Source organism: Flavobacterium gillisiae, assembly GCF_900107635.1.
Taxonomy (GTDB): domain Bacteria; phylum Bacteroidota; class Bacteroidia; order Flavobacteriales; family Flavobacteriaceae; genus Flavobacterium; species Flavobacterium gillisiae.
The window spans coordinates 18,360-36,683 of record NZ_FNRD01000004.1; the positions used below are offsets into that span (position 1 = coordinate 18,360).

General features: G+C 36.0%; 16 protein-coding genes. 8 read left to right on the forward strand and 8 right to left on the reverse strand.

Annotated elements, in window-relative coordinates; all coding sequences use genetic code 11:
- The first annotated feature begins 47 nt into the window (after positions 1–47).
- The 8 genes from BLV35_RS06740 (at position 48) to BLV35_RS06775 (ending at position 5,340) form a co-directional block, all read left to right on the forward strand.
- Positions 48–812 (forward strand): class I SAM-dependent methyltransferase, encoded by a 765-nt coding sequence (locus BLV35_RS06740; RefSeq protein WP_091086804.1) that lies wholly within the window; start codon positions 48–50, stop codon positions 810–812.
- An 88-nt stretch (positions 813–900) separates the two neighbouring features.
- The gene (locus tag BLV35_RS06745; RefSeq protein ID WP_091087651.1) at positions 901–1,569 is read left to right on the forward strand and encodes a ZIP family metal transporter; all 669 of its coding nucleotides are present in this window, start codon (positions 901–903) and stop codon (positions 1,567–1,569) included.
- Between the two features lie 179 nt (positions 1,570–1,748).
- Positions 1,749–2,561, forward strand: a complete 813-nt coding sequence (murQ, locus tag BLV35_RS06750) for an N-acetylmuramic acid 6-phosphate etherase (RefSeq protein WP_091086805.1) — start codon at positions 1,749–1,751, stop codon at positions 2,559–2,561.
- 80 nt (positions 2,562–2,641) lie between these two features.
- Positions 2,642–2,863, forward strand: coding sequence for a DUF6095 family protein (locus tag BLV35_RS06755; protein WP_091086808.1), 222 nt, complete (start codon positions 2,642–2,644; stop codon positions 2,861–2,863).
- Positions 2,863–3,435: a pentapeptide repeat-containing protein gene (locus tag BLV35_RS06760; protein WP_091086812.1), complete on the forward strand. Its 573-nt coding sequence runs from the start codon at positions 2,863–2,865 to the stop codon at positions 3,433–3,435. Before BLV35_RS06755 ends, BLV35_RS06760 begins: the two co-directional genes overlap by 1 nt.
- Before the next feature lie 2 nt (positions 3,436–3,437).
- Positions 3,438–4,013, forward strand: coding sequence for a DUF1572 family protein (locus BLV35_RS06765; RefSeq protein WP_091086815.1), 576 nt, complete (start codon positions 3,438–3,440; stop codon positions 4,011–4,013).
- Between the two features lie 135 nt (positions 4,014–4,148).
- Positions 4,149–4,523 (forward strand): DNA topoisomerase IV, encoded by a 375-nt coding sequence (locus BLV35_RS06770; protein ID WP_091086820.1) that lies wholly within the window; start codon positions 4,149–4,151, stop codon positions 4,521–4,523.
- A gap of 46 nt (positions 4,524–4,569) precedes the next feature.
- Complete coding sequence (locus BLV35_RS06775) at positions 4,570–5,340, forward strand: TerC family protein (protein ID WP_091086823.1); 771 nt, start codon at positions 4,570–4,572, stop codon at positions 5,338–5,340.
- Positions 5,341–5,394: 54 nt separating this feature from the next.
- On the opposite strand, the gene BLV35_RS06780 is transcribed toward BLV35_RS06775, so the two are convergent.
- From BLV35_RS06780 to BLV35_RS06815, 8 genes are all read right to left on the reverse strand, one after another.
- Positions 5,395–8,031 carry a DNA gyrase/topoisomerase IV subunit A gene (locus tag BLV35_RS06780; protein WP_091086825.1) on the reverse strand — a complete coding sequence of 879 codons (2,637 nt, stop codon included), beginning with the start codon at positions 8,029–8,031 and terminating at the stop codon, positions 5,395–5,397.
- Between the two features lie 52 nt (positions 8,032–8,083).
- Positions 8,084–9,946 (reverse strand): DNA topoisomerase IV subunit B, encoded by a 1,863-nt coding sequence (locus BLV35_RS06785; protein WP_091086829.1) that lies wholly within the window; start codon positions 9,944–9,946, stop codon positions 8,084–8,086.
- 126 nt (positions 9,947–10,072) lie between these two features.
- Complete coding sequence (locus BLV35_RS06790; RefSeq protein ID WP_091086832.1) at positions 10,073–10,600, reverse strand: NADPH-dependent FMN reductase; 528 nt, start codon at positions 10,598–10,600, stop codon at positions 10,073–10,075.
- Between the two features lie 323 nt (positions 10,601–10,923).
- The gene (locus tag BLV35_RS06795) at positions 10,924–13,128 is read right to left on the reverse strand and encodes a penicillin acylase family protein (protein ID WP_091086836.1); all 2,205 of its coding nucleotides are present in this window, start codon (positions 13,126–13,128) and stop codon (positions 10,924–10,926) included.
- 306 nt (positions 13,129–13,434) lie between these two features.
- Positions 13,435–14,496, reverse strand: coding sequence for a CaiB/BaiF CoA transferase family protein (locus BLV35_RS06800; RefSeq protein WP_091086840.1), 1,062 nt, complete (start codon positions 14,494–14,496; stop codon positions 13,435–13,437).
- A gap of 30 nt (positions 14,497–14,526) precedes the next feature.
- Positions 14,527–14,958, reverse strand: coding sequence for an acyl-CoA thioesterase (locus BLV35_RS06805; protein WP_091086843.1), 432 nt, complete (start codon positions 14,956–14,958; stop codon positions 14,527–14,529).
- The gene (locus tag BLV35_RS06810) at positions 14,955–16,130 is read right to left on the reverse strand and encodes an acyl-CoA dehydrogenase family protein (protein WP_091086846.1); all 1,176 of its coding nucleotides are present in this window, start codon (positions 16,128–16,130) and stop codon (positions 14,955–14,957) included. Before BLV35_RS06810 ends, BLV35_RS06805 begins: the two co-directional genes overlap by 4 nt.
- A 28-nt stretch (positions 16,131–16,158) precedes the next feature.
- Positions 16,159–18,306 (reverse strand): 3-hydroxyacyl-CoA dehydrogenase NAD-binding domain-containing protein, encoded by a 2,148-nt coding sequence (locus BLV35_RS06815; protein ID WP_091086850.1) that lies wholly within the window; start codon positions 18,304–18,306, stop codon positions 16,159–16,161.
- Positions 18,307–18,324 lie beyond the last annotated feature (18 nt).

The following is an 18,324-nucleotide window of genomic DNA, read 5'->3' on the forward strand; positions in this document are numbered from 1 at the left end:
AAAAATACACTAAATTTGCCGGACTTGAATTAATTGAAAAAGAATAAATGTCTGAAGAACAAAAACCAGCGAATATAAATCCAGAACAACCAGCAGAAACTTGGTTCAGTTCTTGGTTCGATACACCTTATTATCACATCCTTTACAAAGAGCGAAACAATAGCGAAGCGCAGCTTTTTATGGACAACATAACGAATTACCTTAATCTGCCTGAAAAAGCTAAAGTACTTGACTTAGCTTGTGGTAAAGGCCGCCATTCAATCTACTTGAACGAATTGGGATTTGATGTTTTGGGTGCTGATTTATCTGAGAACAGTATCGCCGAAGCAAGTAAAAACACCAATGACACTTTGCATTTTAAAGTGCACGACATGCGAGAGCCTTTTGAAGAAAAGTACGATGCCATTTTTAATTTGTTTACCAGTTTTGGTTATTTCGAAAATGACGAAGACAATCTTACAACGCTAATTGCAATCAAAGAAAGCTTGTCTGAATATGGTTTTGCCGTGATTGATTTCATGAATGTAAACCAAGTGCTAAACACCCTTGTTCCAGAAGAAACAAAAACGGTCGAAGGAATTGACTTTCACTTGAAGCGCTATTTAAAAGACGGACATATTTATAAAGAAATTGACTTCGAAGACAAAGGGCAAAAATTTCATTACACTGAGAAAGTAAAAGCTTTAACACTGCAAGACTTTGAAACCTTAATGGAAGAAGCTGGAATCTATCTTTTAGACACTTTTGGAGACTATAAATTGAAAAAGTTCTATAGGAATGAAAGCGAGAGATTAATAATGATTTTTAAATAATCTATTCGGCAATCCGTTAATTTGTATAATCACCCACTAAAAAGGGATGATTCAGCAGTTCAGCAAAACAACAATTCAACAAATAAGTATGAATTACCTTTTACCTTTACTCTCAGTACTACTAGGATATGGGATAGCCTTGTTTTTAAAACCTAAAAACAAAACCAACCTAAAGTTACTATTGGCTTTTAGTGGCGCTTTTCTATTATCTCTGACTGTGATGCACCTGTTACCGGATGTTTATGAAAGTAAAAATCCAAATATAGGAATCTGCATAATGCTTGGAATTCTATTCCAGATTATACTTGAATTTTTCTCAAAAGGCGCAGAACATGGGCACACCCATGGACACGTAAACATGTCTCACATTCCGTGGTTGTTGTTTATCAGTCTATGCATACACGCTTTTCTGGAAGGTTTTCCGGTAAGCCATCACCATGATTTAGCAGTTGGTATTGCCATTCACCATTTACCGATAGCAATTATCCTAACCACTTTTTTTATTAATTCGCACCTAAATAAAAAAGCGATTTTTGGCTTTATGATTACCTTTGCATTAATGACTCCATTAGGGACATTAGCATCTGATTTTTTACCGATACTGAATCTCTATTACACTGAAATCACGGCCGTTGTAATCGGGATATTATTTCATATTTCCTCCACGATCATTTTTGAAAGCAGTGAAGGGCACAAATTCAATATTGCCAAAGTTTCCATGATTGTTTTGGGAATTGCATTGGCTTATTTTTTATAAATTTAAGGTGTGGGCGTGACCACAAGGGTCGGGCTATGCGTTGCAATCTTTTTTATTTCGCTATCGCTACATAAAAAAGGATTTCCACTGCTATCCCTCACGCACGACAAGGACAACTCACGAGTTAATCCTAAAACAGTTTAGAGTTACGCATACAAAATTTGAATATTTAAGAAAAAATGACATTTACAAAAACTACTGAACAATCCTCAAAATACGACCATCTGGAAAAGATGTCTGTACAAGAACTGCTTGCTAATATCAATCAGGAGGACAAAACCGTTCCTTATGCTGTTGAAAAAGCACTTCCTCAAATTGAAACTTTAGTCACTCAAATTGTAGCTAAAATGAAATTGGGTGGAAGATTATTCTACATTGGCGCCGGAACTTCTGGACGATTAGGGATTGTGGATGCATCAGAATGTCCACCTACTTTTGGTGTACCCTTTGACTTGGTAAACGGAATCATTGCCGGTGGCGACATGGCGATTCGCAGTGCCGTAGAAAATGCCGAAGACAATGCAACTCAAGCTTGGAAAGATTTACAAGAACAACATATAACTGAAAATGATGTCGTGGTCGGTATCGCCGCATCAGGAACAACGCCTTACGTCATAGGTGGTTTAGAAATGTGTAACAAAAATAATATTCTTACAGGAAGTATTTCCTGTAATTTAGGAAGCCCGCTTTCTGAAACAGCACAGTTCCCTATTGAAGTTATAGTTGGACCAGAATTTGTAACCGGAAGCTCCAGAATGAAAGCTGGTACAGCACAAAAATTAGTGTTGAACATGATTTCGACCGCCACTATGATCCAACTCGGAAAAGTAAAAGGCAACAAAATGGTCGATATGCAACTAAGCAACACCAAACTCGTTGATCGCGGTACCAAAATGATTATGGGAGAAATTCCAGTTAGCTATGAAGAAGCAGCTGCCTTATTGAAAGAACACGGAAGTGTTAGGAAAGCCGTTGCCTTTTATAATAAATAAGTCAAGAAGTTGTAAATTAAAGTACTTTGCAAAAACTTAGTACGCTTTGTGGTTAAATCAACCCTTTTAAACTAAAATTAATGGCAACCAATAAAGAACTTTTATCCAAAGGAATTAAATACTTAACCGGTGCTCTGCCGCTGTTATTTATAGGTCCGTCAATTATTTATAATGCATTCATCAACAAGCAAAACCTGTGGCATTATCTTGTTCTAGCAATCGGTATTGCTGCCTGCCTGGGAGCCATGTATTTAATGTATTTAGGATTAAAAACAATTATGAAAGGTATATTTAACGACTAATGGAAGACTTAATTCACATTCAAAAAACATTTGAAAAAATAGTTTTTATAAACAAGAAAGTCAGTAATCGAGAATTTGAAGATTGCGTCTTTAAAAATTGCGATTTATCTAACAGTGATTTCTCAAACAATACTTTTATGGATTGTGAGTTTATCGATTGCAATCTTTCGATGACCAGTTTAATGGGAACCAGTTTAAAAACAGTCCATTTTACCAATTGCAAATTACTGGGAATTCAATTTAACAGCTGTACTGATTTTCTATTTACGGTGAGTTTTCAAGATTGTGTTTTGGATTACTCGTCTTTTGCCAATAAGAAAATGCCAAAAACAAAATTCAATAGCTGTTCGATGAAAGAAGTTAGTTTCATAGGAAGCACACTTTCTAATTCGGTTTTTGAAAATTGCAATTTAGACAATGCCATTTTTAATGATACCCAATTAAAGGAAGTTGATTTCCTGACTGCTTACAATTATAAAATTGACCCAGAATTCAATCCTATGAAAAAGGCTAAGTTTTCCGCACAAGGAATTCCTGGACTTCTCGATAAATATGATATAAAAATTCAGTAAAGATGGAAACAAATGAACTGTATCTTTCAAGTGTAAAAAAGCAAATGCATTATTACAAAACAATTGGCGAGAAAGCAATCGATCAATTACAAACGGAACAGCTTTTTATTACACCAAATGATGATTCTAACAGCATTGCGGCAATTGTAAAACATCTCTCGGGAAATATGTTATCTCGCTGGACAGATTTCCTAACTACTGATGGAGAAAAAGAATGGAGAGAACGCGATTATGAATTTGAAACTAGCATCACCTCCAAAGAAGAAGTAATAGCAATATGGAACAAAGGTTGGAACTGCTTTTTTCAAGCAATCGAATCTTTAAAACCGGAAGAACTTGTGCAAATTATTTACATCCGAAATGAAGGACAAACAGCACTCGATGCAATAAACAGACAATTGGCCCACTATCCCTACCATATAGGACAAATAGTTTTTTATGCCAAACAATTAAAAAATAGTAATTGGGACAGTTTATCGATTCCCAAAAACAACTCGAATCAGCATAATGCGGCGAAATTTGCTCAGGAAAAGAGCATTAAACATTTTACCGACGAAGAATTAAAACGATTAAAATAACATACCGCTAGCTCTTAAAACAGTTGAAATCTATTTTTCGCGTAGCATCAAGTAACCCCGAAAAAAGATTGCTTCATTCCTCGCAATCACAGATTAAAACGAATAGAAAGACAAAGCTCCAAAAAATAATTTGAAATGAAAAAATTACTATTACTTCCCCTACTTCTACTATTTATTTCCTGCTATAACGTCGAACGTGATTGCAAAGATTTTAGAACCGGTAAATTCAGTTTTGAATACGAAGTGGACGGTGTTAAAAAAACAACCGTGTTTGAACGTAATGATAGCCTGGAAATTGAAACATACGATGGAAAAACAGATACAGCATCGATTCGATGGATTAACGATTGTGAGTACATTTTGAAAAAATTGCACCCAAAGAACATGGCAGAGGAAAAGTCAATAGAAATGAAAATTTTGACCACTTCAGAAAATACATATACCTTTGAATTTGGAATGGTAGGAATACCAGGAAAACAAAAAGGAATAGTAACAAAATTAGCCGACTAAACACTCCTAGTTGAACCTATTAATCATCAATTCATAATAAAACAAAATGGAAGTATTTTTAAATCCTGATGCTTGGATCGCCTTATTAACATTGACATTCCTGGAAATTGTTCTTGGAATAGACAACATCATTTTCATTTCGATTGCTACAGGTAAATTACCGGTAGAGAGTCGAAAAAAGGCAACTAAAATAGGTATGTTTCTTGCCATGTTCATGAGAATCGCTCTTTTGTTTGGTATTAATTTATTGATTCAAATGAAAGAACCATGGTTCACAATCGATTTAAAGTGGTTGTCAGCTGGAATTACGGGACAAAGTGTCATATTACTTCTTGGTGGTTTATTCCTTATTTATAAAAGCACTAGTGAAATCAGAGAAAAAGTAGACGAAAAAGGACTTGAAGAAAAGGAATTAGGTAAAGCAGCCACTAAATCTTTTCAAAATGTGCTTTTGCAAATCATTATGATTGACTTAGTTTTCTCTTTTGACAGTATTCTTACTGCAGTGGGTATGACTAATGGTGTAGAAGGTGCTTTATACATTATGATTACAGCAGTGGTAATTTCAGTTCTTATCATGATGCAGTTTGCTGTTCCTGTAGGTAGTTTTGTAAACAAACACCCTTCGATACAAATTCTGGGGTTATCCTTCTTAATTCTTATTGGCTTTATGTTGCTTACAGAAAGTGCTCACTTATCAAACGCACTAATTTTTGGAAGTCATGTAACTCCAGTCCCAAAAGGGTATTTGTATTTTGCAATTTCTTTCTCGTTGATGGTAGAAGTCATCAATATGAAAGCCTCTAAAAAGAAATAAAATATATTAGAACATAAAAAAAGCTCCTTATGGAGCTTTTTTTATATCTGGAAATTAAAATAAGTTGACTTGTCCGTCTTCATCGAGTTGAACATCAGTACCATCATCATTTGTGATTCGGCGTTCAGGAATAATTTCTTCAGGAACCTCATAAGGTAATGGGTCTAGCATATTAACCTGTTTGATCCTATCAGTGGTTAATTGGTTTCCTAGTGCCTTAAATCCTTTTACCGCGATAAAGTCTTCAATATCGACTGTCATTGATTCTTTTTGAACTCCTTTTATCTTTGGAAAAACTAGTTCAACTACCGGACGGTAATCCGTTGATACAATCTCCAATTGTGAATTTGCATGCTCCGTTATAATCAGTTCTTCTTTATTTTCAGTTTCAACCAAGAAACGTTTAATGTAATAACGTTCTTTTTCTCCATCGTAATAAATGGCAGAAATTGGTTTTTTAGGAACCCATTTTTCTAATACAACCATATCCGAATCAAAATGAGTGGACAATTCTGGCGTAATTACTTTTAATTTCCCCGATTGTTGAATAATCAAAATTTTATCATTAGGTCTGAATTCCCCTAACAATTCTCCTCTTGCATCAACATTCAATCTTTGGACAGTATCATCATACCAAACTTTCCTTGGTAGTAAAGTCGATATTCCCTTTTCTTTAATTTCAATCTTCTTAATCGGATACTTGGAAACTAAATTCCCTTTGGAACTACGACCTTTAATAGCCATTTTAGCAAAATCAATATCAAATTTCAATTTCTTAATACTTCCTATCTGACGTAATATAATCGTTATCACTTCGGCTTCTCCATTCGGATTACAAGTGAAATAAAGTATTTGCGATCCTTTAGTTCCATTTGCCAAATCATACAACTTGTCTCTGGTAACCGCTGAAACGTTAAATCTCTTTATATAAGAAGGACCAGATTTACCGTCACGATAAATCACATTATAAATAGTGCGCTTGTCGCTTTTGTCAAAAATGGCAATGTGAATAATATCTTTACCCACAAAGGTTTTGGCATCCACTTTAGTCACCATCATGCTTCCGTCACGTAGAAAAACAATGACGTCGTCAATATCTGAACAATCTGTAACATACTCGTCTTTTTTCAAACTCGTTCCTACAAAGCCTTCTTCTCTATTAACGTATAGTTTAGTATTTCGTAAAACTACTTTTGTAGCTTCGATATCATCAAAAACACGAAGCTCTGTTTGGCGTTCGCGACCTTTTCCGTATTTCTCTTTCAGCTTGATAAAATAAGCAATAGCAAAATCAATTAAATGTTCTAAATCATGTTTTACTTGTTCTATATTTCCTTCTAAAGCTTCAATTTTATCTTGTGCCTTATTGCTATCAAATTTAGAGATACGCATGATTCGGATATCTAACAAACGTAGAATATCTTCTTCTGTTATAGCACGTTTTAAATGTTTAATGTGCGGTTTTAAACCATCATCAACTGCTTGTATAACATCTTCTCTCGTGGTTTTTTCCTCAATGTCACGGTAGATTTTGTTTTCGATAAATATTCGCTCCAAAGACAAGAAGTGCCATTGTTCTTCCAGTTCACTTAATTGAATTTCAAGTTCGCTTTTTAGTAATTGAACCGTTCTGTTAGTCGAAATTTTCAACATATCAGAAACACCAATAAACAAAGGCTTATTGTCTTCAATAACACAACCTAATGGCGCTACAGATGTTTCGCAGGCCGTGAAAGCAAATAACGCATCAATAGTTTTATCTGGAGAAACTCCAGGAAAAAGATGAATTAAAATTTCAACTTCGGCAGCTGTGTTGTCTTCAATCTTTTTGATTTTGATTTTCCCTTTATCATTGGCTTTCAAAATACTGTCTATTAAAGTAGTCGTATTTGTCGAAAACGGAATTTGGGTAATCACTAAGGTATTCTTATCCAGTTGCGCAATTTTTGCACGTACACGTACACGACCGCCTCGCAATCCATTATTATAGTTGGAGATATCTGCGATACCCTGAGTCATGAAATCCGGATAAATCGTAAAAGGTTTCCCCTTCAATATTTTTACCGAAGCATCGATTAACTCATTAAAATTATGTGGTAATACTTTTGTCGAAAGTCCTACTGCAATACCTTCAGCACCTTGTGCTAAAAGCAATGGAAACTTAACGGGAAGATTGTTAGGTTCAGCTCTTCTTCCATCATACGACATTCCCCAATCCGTAATTTTGGGACTATAGATAACCTCCAAAGCAAACTTAGACAAACGAGCCTCAATATAACGAGAAGCTGCAGCTCCATCACCGGTCAGGATATTTCCCCAGTTTCCCTGGCAATCAATCAATAATTCTTTTTGTCCAATCTGTACCATCGCATCACCAATACTCTGATCCCCGTGAGGATGGTATTGCATAGTGTGTCCCACTACATTAGCGACTTTATTGTAACGACCGTCATCTAACTCCTTTAGAGAGTGCATGATTCTACGTTGAACCGGTTTAAAACCATCTTCAATTGCAGGAACAGCACGTTCTAGAATTACATAGGAAGCATAATCCAGAAACCAATCCTTATACATTCCCGTAACTTTGGTAATAGTATCGTTCTCGTCTTCTCTATTATCGTAAAAATGCTGTCCTTCAGGCTTTTTTGATTCTTGTTGCTCTTCTGGATTTATATTTTCTTCTTCGTCCATTTATTTTCTTTGAATTGTATAAGAAAAGTTCTTATCAACTTAATATTATTTTTTATACTGCGTCAATCACGTCCAATTCCACCTTCAAGTTCTTGATGATAAATTCTTGTCGGTCTGGCGTATTTTTCCCCATGTAGAAAGAAAGCAGTTGTTCAATCGAGGTGTTTTTATCCATCATAACGGGATCAAGACGAATCGTATCTCCAATGAAATTTTTAAACTCATCGGGTGATATCTCTCCCAAACCTTTAAATCGAGTAATTTCCGGTTTTGGTTTCAGTTTTTCAATGGCTGCTTTTCGCTCGTCCTCAGAATAGCAATAAATAGTTTCTTTCTTGTTTCGAATCCTAAAAAGAGGTGTTTGTAAAATATACAAATGCCCTTCTTTTATCAATTCAGGAAAAAACTGTAGAAAAAAAGTAATTAACAATAAACGAATGTGCATTCCATCGACATCGGCATCCGTTGCGATCACAATATTATTGTAACGCAGGTTTTCCATGTCATCTTCAATGTCTAATGCAGCCTGCAATAAATTGAATTCCTCATTTTCATAAACAATTTTCTTGCTCATGCCGTAGGAGTTCAACGGCTTTCCACGCAAACTAAAAACAGCCTGTGTATTAACATCACGAGATTTTGTAATCGAACCAGATGCAGAATCTCCCTCTGTGATAAAAAGCGTACTTTCTAGATTCCTTGGATTTTTAGTATCCGTAAGATGTGCACGACAATCTCTTAATTTTTTGTTGTGCAAGTTCGATTTTTTAGCTCGGTCTTTGGCTAATTTTCGAATTCCTGATAATTCCTTTCTTTCTCGTTCTGCTTGAAGAATTTTGCGTAATAAAGCATCGGCAGTCGCCGTATTTTTATGTAAGTAATTATCTAATTTAGTTTTAACAAAATCATTTACAAAAGTACGCACGGACGGCATACCAGGTTCCGACCCAATATCAGTAGAACCCAACTTGGTTTTCGTCTGTGATTCAAATACAGGCTCCATCACTTTGATACTAACAGCACTCACAATCGATTTTCGCACATCTGAAGCTTCAAAACTTTTATTGTAAAATTCACGAATGGTTTTTACAATTGCTTCACGATAAGCAGCAAGATGCGTTCCTCCTTGTGTGGTGTTCTGTCCGTTTACAAACGAATGGTATTCCTCGCTATATTGTGTTTTACTGTGTGTTAATGCGATTTCGATATCCTCTCCTTTCAAGTGAATGATAGGATATTCTAAATCATCTGCATGAATTGTTTCTTCCAATAAGTCTTTCAGACCATTTTCAGAAAAATATTTTTCTCCGTTGAAAACTATTGTTAGTCCATTATTTAGGTAACAATAATTTTTCAACATCTTGATTACATACTCATAACGGTATTTGTAATTTTTGAAAATGGCTTCATCCGGAATAAAAGTTACCTTAGTTCCTTTTCTCTTCGTGGTATCAATAACATCTTCTTCCAGCATTAAATTCCCCGCTGAAAATTCGGCGGCCTTTTGTTTCTCATCACGAACGGATTCTACACGAAAGTAATTGGACAAAGCATTTACTGCTTTTGTTCCTACTCCATTCAAACCAACTGATTTCTTAAAAGCTAAGGAATCGTATTTCCCCCCCGTGTTCATCTTAGAAACTACGTCAATCACTTTTCCAAGAGGAATTCCACGACCGTAATCCCTAACGGTAACCGTTTTATCCTTAATAGTCACCTCGATAGTTTTACCAGCACCCATAACGAATTCATCGATACAGTTGTCCAGCACCTCTTTTAGAAGAATATAAATACCGTCATCAGGAGAAGAACCATCTCCCAATTTCCCAATATACATACCAGGACGCATACGGATGTGCTCTTTCCAATCGAGCGATCGGATATTATCTTCGGTATATTGATTTTGATCTGACATTTTAAATTTTGTGGATTTTGTGCTAATATAGGATATCTCAATATATTTTAAAAGAGTACGCCCTCAAAGTTATTAAGAATGATATTGACAAAATGATTTTAGGTTGAAGATTAACGATTCTTGATTTTAGAATTGAAAACTATTAACAATCGCCTTCAATTGATTATCTAATTCAGGATTAGTTATCATCCCGTTTTCAACATCAAAATTACTATAAAAACTAGGTAATGAGAATGCCGCTTTTATATTTCCTCCGTAATATGGAAACGCATTTTTAGCAATACCCAAAACATTTGCTGCTCCCTTTTTTCCGTCTGAGGTGGACATTAGAAGCATTGGCTTTTCCTGAAAAACTTTCCCAGAAATACGCGAACACCAGTCAAAAATATTTTTAAAAGCCGCTGAATAGTTTCCGTTATTTTCAGCCATGGAAACCACTAAAACATCCGCAGTGCCAATTTTATCCAAAAACTTTTGCGCTAAAGGGTGTTCTCCTATATACTCTTCAATATCCACAGTGAATATTGGCATCTGGTACGCATTTAAATCAAGCACTTCAACTTCCCCATTTTCAAATAAACCAGCAGCATATGTTGCTAATTTTTTATTAATGGAATTTCTACTGGGGCTTGCGCCAAAGGCTATAATTTTCATAGTTCTTTTATTTCCTTAAAATTACTAAAAAAAAATGGCTTATCAAATTTCAACATGCTGCATTCACTGCTCTAAATTGAAAAATAGGGCAGAATTTCAAATCTTGATATTTTTACGAATGCTGAATAATCAACTGTATGCTATGACGTACTAATAGAAATTGGAAAAATTATTTACACTACTAACTTAATCTAAAGACTAAAACTAAAGCGGAGAAGGAAATTACTTAATCACAAATGGTATTTACAGCTAGAACTATTTTACGATAAAATCCGCTTAGCAGAAGTTTCTCTCAAGCGGATTTTTTTATTTTCTATTAGCTGTTATTCTCCGGGATGGTAGTTTCGTTTTGCATTTTTCTCTACATCTTCTTTGTAAAAAAGTACATCTTTGAATTCGCCTTTCTGATACATTCCTGCCTGATCATCAAAGTGTTTCGATTTAGGATCTCCACTATTTCCACCGGCCAATAAAGACTTAGCTTTTATTTTATCTCCAAATTCTACAGCGCACACGAAACTATTGCCGCTGTAACCATACCTTTTCTTTGTGTTTTTTTGGTAACTACTTTTATAAGCTGGTAGACAGCCCCAAAGTGAGGAAGAATTGCCTATGGGCAAACTGGCAATGGCATCATCATAATCGAGATTTATATCTCCAGACAATCTTTGAAAACGATTGATTTCGCCCCAAGGAATTTGCCATGTTCCATATTTCGTTTTTAATTCCTTAACAACCATTTGCAATTGCGGTAGCAGTTGGTCCGGCGAAGCATTTTTCGCGAAATCTACTGTATTTTCAACCTGATCTAACTCACCTTCATTGATGTAAGTCTTTCTAATGATAGGATCTAAGGTAAATCCCCATTCGTTAGCCAAAGTTGTAGCAACCGAATTCTCGTTTGCATAGTAGTCCCATTTTTTTAAAACGGCTATCGGTTCCGCCAAGTCTGCATAAAGCGTAGTATCCGTTTTTATATTTTTTTCAAAACTAGAAACTAAGGCAGGAATTAGCACCTCAAAAATGGAGAGTTTCGTGTCATATCCATCGGCAATTACTTTATCTAAAGTATATTTTTCGCCTTTGCTTAATAAACGAACTGCATTTACTCCTCTAAAACTTTCTCCATCCGGTGCCATATAAGGTAAATAGTCCTCCTCTTTCGGACTCTCTACACCAGCAGCCGAATAGGGTGTGGAATTGCAATTTTGCAGCCAACCATTGGAAGGGTTATAGGAATGAACAGTTTCCGAGACCTCATGCAAGCCCTTCCATTGTGTTGCTGATGTCGTTCCGTCAACAACTTTTGACCAGTTTAAGTTTTTATCTCTAATAGGAATAAAGTTCCCATGCCAATAGGCAATATTCCCTTTATTATCAGCATAAACGGTATTATTTGAAGTGTTGGCTTTCAGATCCATTGCTTTTTTATAGTCGTCAAATCCTTTCGATTTTGTTCTTACCCAGCTTTGAACAAGACTATTCATATTTCTGTTATTTGACTTTAGGCTAATCCACTTTCCATCTCTTTCGGCCATTATTGGACCATGGTTGGTAAAGTACGTTTTGAATTCTTTCGGGATTAATTTTCCTTTTTGAAGGTATTTAATCGTAATTGTCTTTTCGATAACGGGAACCAATTTTGAATCGTATTCATAGAATAGTTTTTTATTCTTAGTTATAATTTTTTCCGCATACATATCGGCTACATCGACATTTGAAGAGGTGTGCATCCATCCGCAGTTTTCATTAAATCCTTGATATATAAAAAATTGTCCCCAAGTTACGGCTCCATAAGCATTCAAACCTTCTTCACTACTTATCTGTATTTCAGGTCTGAAATAAAAAGTCGTATGAGGATTGATGTAAAGAATAGTATTTCCTGAAGCGGTTTTGGCTGGAGCCAAAGCAAAGCCATTAGATCCCGTTTGCATGTCTTTTTCCCGTTCAATATAAGAAACCTTATCGGCATTGCCGGAGTAAAAAGATTTCAGTTCGCCAGTGGTTAAATCCGCAGTACTTATGGCGCCAATGCTTCCGTCTGTCCAAAGCAAAGGAAACCAAGGCTCAAAATGTGTCAATAAAGCAGGCTTTACTTCAGGGTGTTTATAAAGGTAAAAGTTGACTCCATCAGCATAGCTATTTAAAAGTTTTTTCAACCAAGGAGCTGCTTTTTTGTAATCGGCTTTTGCTTCATCTACATCAATGAGAAGGCGTATCTCCAAATCATTATATAAAACCGATGACCCTTTGATTTCAGAAAGACGCCCCAATTTTTCGATATAATTCATTTCAACACGCTTAAAATCATCTTCACATTGCGCATAAAGCATCCCAAAAACAGCATCAGCATCAGTTTTGCCATATACATGGGCAATACCCCAATTATCTCTAATAATGGTAACTTCTTGTGCTAATTTTTGAAGTCGATTAATTTCTTTACTACCCGTATCTTGAGAAAATGATTGCAAAATACAGAAGAAGAATAAAAGTAGTAGTTGACTCGTTTTTTTTGTAATAAGTGCCATTATATCTATGTTATTATTTCTGGTTAGCTAAGCTTGACGTTTTTACTAAATTTTACGGCTCAAGTTAGCTATTATATTCCTTATCAATTTAAAATTTAGTATTAATCAATCTATAAATTAAAAGCGCAGCTCTTTTTGTTAAGTCGTTGAAATGAGTAAGGTCCATATTTTCTTTTAATGAATCCGAGCTTCCGCCCATTGTACCTCATCCGTCTATATATTGGTCAACAAAAGAAATATCTCCATGGACAATTGTTTCTCTAGTTTTAGTGAACCTATTTACTACTCTTCACTATAAAAAACGTTTTAGTCCATATAGTTTTTATAAGGTTTATCGTAAATATAGATTTGTTCCTCATCAATTTTAATCTCCTTAAAAACAGCTCTGTCTTTAGTATGTTTTTGCTCATACACCTCCTTTACTTCTAGTACCGGAGACAAGCACACATCAAAACTTGAAGCCATCACTACCCATTCATCCCTAGTTTTTGTTTTGAATAATTCTTCTAATTGATTTTTGTCAAAAAAATCAGTAACCAAAGTTGAAATATCTGAAGTTTTCCACAAAGGCCGCTGCACCATGTCACAAAAAGAATTCCAAAATTTTAATTCTAAAGCGCCCAAGGCAATCCATTTTTTATCAGAACATTCATAGACATTATAATTAACCAAGCCTCCGCTTAAAAAAGGCATCTGATTATAGTCGGCCTTTCCCTGCAACATCCCCTGAGCTATCGCACCAAGAGCCAGCGTAGCGTCAAATAAGGAAACGTCAATATATTGCGGGGTTTTCCGTAATCTTTGCGCTAACAGTCCGCTGGTGCAGGCAGAAACTAACATGAACGAACCTCCGGCAATGTCGGCCAATTGAAAACCAGGAAGTACCGGCTTCCCTTGTTCGTCCCGATTCATACTGAGCAATCCCGTTTCGGCCATATAGTTTAAATCATGGCCTGCGGCCTCCTTTTTATCTCCCGATTGTCCGTAACCAGTGACCGAAATATAAACGATATTTGGATTAATTTTCTTTACGGTGTCGAATGATAAATTAAAACTTTCCATCGCGCCGGGGCGAAACTGTTCCACCAACACATCAGCTAATTTTATTTCTTCCACGATTTGCTGATATCCTTCTGAGGTTTCATAGTCTATGATCAGTTGTTTTTTGGTATGGTTTAGCGTATGAAATAACGTAGATACTCCCTTAATTTGCGGCTGATAATACCGCGTATAATCCATTCGTTTCGGGCTTTCAATTTTCATCACTTCCGCTCCCATTTGACTCAACATATGCGTACCAAGTGGCCCTGGCAATAAGCGAGTGAAATCCAAAATTTTTATTCCTTCTAACGGCAGAATTTCTTGCATATGGCGCGGTTTACTGTTTCAGTTTAAAAATTAAATACTTTCTAAATTATTTATTTGAAGTACTAATTCTTTTGGAACCGGAATTTTACTTTGGGTTTTGAAATCAAACAAAATGACCTCATGTGTTTTTATCGCCATCAATTTTTGGCTTTTTTCACTGTAATAAAAAGATTTAAGGACGACTCTATCGTCCCTGATTTCTTCCGTTTTTGTACCAATATGAATGGTATCTGGATAGGTTACCGGAGCAATATATTTAACCGACTGGAATCCTAAAATAATACCTGTTTTCATTTTCTCTCCTTTAGATGAAAAAAACCCAAGCGCTCTAAAATAATCAATCCTGGCTGTTTCTCCCCAGCGAACATATACCACATTATTTACGTGTTGCAAGGCATCCATGTCACCCCATTGTACTTTTACAGTTGAAACTACTGCATATTTTTCTAATACTTCTTTCATCTTTTCAATAAGTCTTTAAACAATCCACGAGCGATTACTATTTTCATAATTTCATTAGTCCCTGCATAAATACGAGCCACACGATTGTCAGCATACATACGAGCAATCGGGTAATCCCACATATAGCCATAACCTCCAAACAATTGCAAACATTCATCAACCACGCTACCACACATATCGGTCGCCGAATATTTTATCATTGAAGCGGTTTCAGTCGTTAATTTGTGATCTACTAATAACTCTATGCAGCGATCTAAAAAAGCCTGATGTATTTGCATTTGGGTGGTACATTCAACTAGTTTGAACTGGGTGTTTTGAAATCCAGCAATCTGAGTTTTAAAAGCCTCTCTTTCCGTCGTATAAGCGATGGTATCTTCAATGGCTCCTTCGGCTGTTGCTACTGCAAAAATACCTACTGTCAATCTTTCACGAGCCAATTCTTCCATCATAATTTTGAAACCCATTCTCTCCTCTCCCAGTCTGTTTTCCTTGGGCACTATTACATTATCAAAAAACAACTCACAGGTATCCTGAGATTTCATTCCTATTTTCTTAAAAGGAATTCCTTTACTGAAACCCTCCATCGATGATTCCATTATAAGCAAAGTCACTCCTTCCTGATCTGTATTGACATTTGTTTTTACTGCTACAATGGCCATATCACACATAAAACCATTGGTGATAAACGTTTTTTGTCCATTTACTACATAATGGTCGCCTTTATCTTCGGCGGTGGTTCGAAGTGCTTTCAAATCACTCCCGCAATTCGGCTCAGTCATCCCTATTGCAGTAATCATTTCGCCTTTGGCCATTTGTGGCAAATACTTCTGCTTTTGATCCTCAGTTCCATATTTCAACAAATAAGGCGCTACAATGTCAGAATGCAATGAAAAACCGGGCCCACTAATTCCTTTTTTCGCAAATTCTTCGATGAATAAAGCGTTAAATGAAAAATCAAGTCCTCCGCCTCCGTAAATTTCTGGCATATCGATGCACAATAATCCCAAATCCCCAGCTCGTTTCCATATTTCACGGCCTACCATGCCTTCTTTTTCCCAGTCATCCAGCTTATCCATTATTTCATTCGAGATGAATTCCTGAATCATTCCTTGCATCATTTTATGTTCTTCTGATGCGTATATCTTTCTTTCTATTAGTATATTCTGTAACATATCTTTTAGTTTTTTAGTTGGTCTATTTTTAGTTCTCGTAGAAAACCCGGCCGGTTCCTGCGCTTTTAATTCGTTCTTGTAAACTTTCGGGTATCTTAAATCGCTCTCCGTACTTCGCTTCTAATTTGGCACTATACAAAGCAAATTCCTTGGCTCCTACATAATCAATGTACGACATCACTCCTCCCGTGTGTATTGGAAACCCTAATCCTAAAATCGAACCTACATCAGCATCTTTAGGTTCTTGAAGCACTCCGGAGTCTAAACATTTGTAAGCATCTATAACCATAGCAAATAACAATCTTCTGCCTACTTCTTCTTCATCATAACTGGCTTGAGGAGGATAAATTTTTGACCATTCTTTCCAAATTGATTTCTTTTCATTTATTGGATAATCATAAAAGCCTTTCCCTTCTTTTTTACCTGTTCGTCCATGCGTTTCAATAATAGTAACCAAAGTCCTTCGTAAATCAATCTCATGAGGCGTTAAATTGGGATCTTCGCTCATTATAGCCAACATTAATTTCAAATTAATCTCATCTGAAATCGCCAAAGGACCTACTGGCATGCCTATCTTTTTAGCCACATTTTCAATTACGGCAGGCGGTACCCCTTCGGTAAGCATTGTAATTCCTTCATTTATAAATTTACCAAAAACTCTTGAAGTAAAAAAACCTCGACCGTCATTTACGATAATGGGTACTTTCCCAATGGCAGTTACATAATCTATGGCTGCTGCCAAAGTTCCTTCGCTTGTTTCTTTACCAACAATTACTTCTACTAACTGCATCTTTTCTACAGGCGAAAAGAAATGCAACCCAATAAACTTATCCGGTCTGACCGAGGCTTTCGCGAGTTGGCTTATGGGAATTGTCGAAGTATTCGAAGCATAAATTACGGCTTCGTCAATCACTTTTTCGGTTTCAATAGTAATCGTATTTTTTAATTTTTCGTTTTCGAAAACCGCTTCAATAATTAAATCACAAGACGTTAAATCAGCATCTGAATCTGAAGCTTTTATTTTTTGTAATAGCGCTTCTATTTTGGCTTCAGTTGTATATCCGTTTTCTAATTTTTTTTGCTCTTGTGTTTTAATGTAACCTTTTCCATTTTCTGCTTTTGATACGCTCACATCTTTCAGCACCACATCAATTCCGGCCTTTGCATTTACATAAGCAATCCCGGCCCCCATCATTCCGGCACCTATAACGCCTACTTTTTTGAAAGAAACTCGGTCATAGCCTTTCGGTTTTGATTTTCCTCTGGCGGCATCGTTTATAAAAATAAAAGAAGCGCGGATAATATTTTTGGTTTCTTTACTGAATAAGGTATCCACAAAATAACGTGCTTCAATCTCTAATCCTTTATCAATATGACAGGCTGCGCCATAATAAATGGCACTTAGAACATTTTTTATATGCGGTAAATTTCCATGGGTTGATTTATACCCCATCGCATTCGAAACACTGAAAAATTCAGTAACTCCAGACGTTTGTCCAACACCCAATGGAGTTCCGGGAACTTTAAATCTTTTGTTGTCCCAAGGTTGTTCGCTTGATCCCTTAGTTATAATCCAGTTTTTAGCCAGCATTACGATATCATCTTCTGGACTGCATATTTCATCGACAAGACCGTCTTTCAAGGCTTGTTCTGCAGTTAGTTTTTTAGATTTCGTAATGTATTCGATGGTTTTCTGCGAACCTAACATTCTCAAAAAGCGTTGTGTCCCACCTGCTCCAGGGAATAACCCAACGGAACATTCGACCAATCCTATATAACTTTTTGGATAGCTACTCATGATTCGGTAATGGCAGGCTAATGCTATTTCGCATCCTCCCCCAAGTGCTAGACCGTTTATGGCAGCCACAACCGGTTTGCCGCAAGTCTCCATTTTCCGTAAATAGGTGTTGGTTTGCATGAGCATATCAAAACATTCTTCTTTTGATTTGTCATAATTCAAAAACCATTTTAAATCACCACCGACTATAAAATCCTTTTTGGCGGAAGCAATAATAATTCCTTTTACGGCATCATCTGATATGGCAAGGTTTACAGTTAAAAAGAATTCGGCCATAGTAACTTCATTCATGATGTTTACCGGAGAATCCGCCACATCCCAAGTAACAATTGCAATACCATCAGTATCAATACTATATTTTATATGTTTATTATTCATAATCTAAAGGATAATTGG

What these genes read in the sequence shown, in the direction of transcription:
- BLV35_RS06740 (WP_091086804.1), top strand. Translation starts at nt 48, where the DNA reads ATGTCTGAAGAACAAAAACCAGCGAATATAAATCCAGAACAACCAGCA.
- BLV35_RS06745 (WP_091087651.1), top strand. Translation starts at nt 901, where the DNA reads ATGAATTACCTTTTACCTTTACTCTCAGTACTACTAGGATATGGGATA.
- murQ (WP_091086805.1), top strand. Translation starts at nt 1,749, where the DNA reads ATGACATTTACAAAAACTACTGAACAATCCTCAAAATACGACCATCTG.
- BLV35_RS06755 (WP_091086808.1), top strand. Translation starts at nt 2,642, where the DNA reads ATGGCAACCAATAAAGAACTTTTATCCAAAGGAATTAAATACTTAACC.
- BLV35_RS06760 (WP_091086812.1), top strand. Translation starts at nt 2,863, where the DNA reads ATGGAAGACTTAATTCACATTCAAAAAACATTTGAAAAAATAGTTTTT.
- BLV35_RS06765 (WP_091086815.1), top strand. Translation starts at nt 3,438, where the DNA reads ATGGAAACAAATGAACTGTATCTTTCAAGTGTAAAAAAGCAAATGCAT.
- BLV35_RS06770 (WP_091086820.1), top strand. Translation starts at nt 4,149, where the DNA reads ATGAAAAAATTACTATTACTTCCCCTACTTCTACTATTTATTTCCTGC.
- BLV35_RS06775 (WP_091086823.1), top strand. Translation starts at nt 4,570, where the DNA reads ATGGAAGTATTTTTAAATCCTGATGCTTGGATCGCCTTATTAACATTG.
- BLV35_RS06780 (WP_091086825.1), bottom strand. Translation starts at nt 8,031, where the DNA reads ATGGACGAAGAAGAAAATATAAATCCAGAAGAGCAACAAGAATCAAAA.
- BLV35_RS06785 (WP_091086829.1), bottom strand. Translation starts at nt 9,946, where the DNA reads ATGTCAGATCAAAATCAATATACCGAAGATAATATCCGATCGCTCGAT.
- BLV35_RS06790 (WP_091086832.1), bottom strand. Translation starts at nt 10,600, where the DNA reads ATGAAAATTATAGCCTTTGGCGCAAGCCCCAGTAGAAATTCCATTAAT.
- BLV35_RS06795 (WP_091086836.1), bottom strand. Translation starts at nt 13,128, where the DNA reads ATGGCACTTATTACAAAAAAAACGAGTCAACTACTACTTTTATTCTTC.
- BLV35_RS06800 (WP_091086840.1), bottom strand. Translation starts at nt 14,496, where the DNA reads ATGCAAGAAATTCTGCCGTTAGAAGGAATAAAAATTTTGGATTTCACT.
- BLV35_RS06805 (WP_091086843.1), bottom strand. Translation starts at nt 14,958, where the DNA reads ATGAAAGAAGTATTAGAAAAATATGCAGTAGTTTCAACTGTAAAAGTA.
- BLV35_RS06810 (WP_091086846.1), bottom strand. Translation starts at nt 16,130, where the DNA reads ATGTTACAGAATATACTAATAGAAAGAAAGATATACGCATCAGAAGAA.
- BLV35_RS06815 (WP_091086850.1), bottom strand. Translation starts at nt 18,306, where the DNA reads ATGAATAATAAACATATAAAATATAGTATTGATACTGATGGTATTGCA.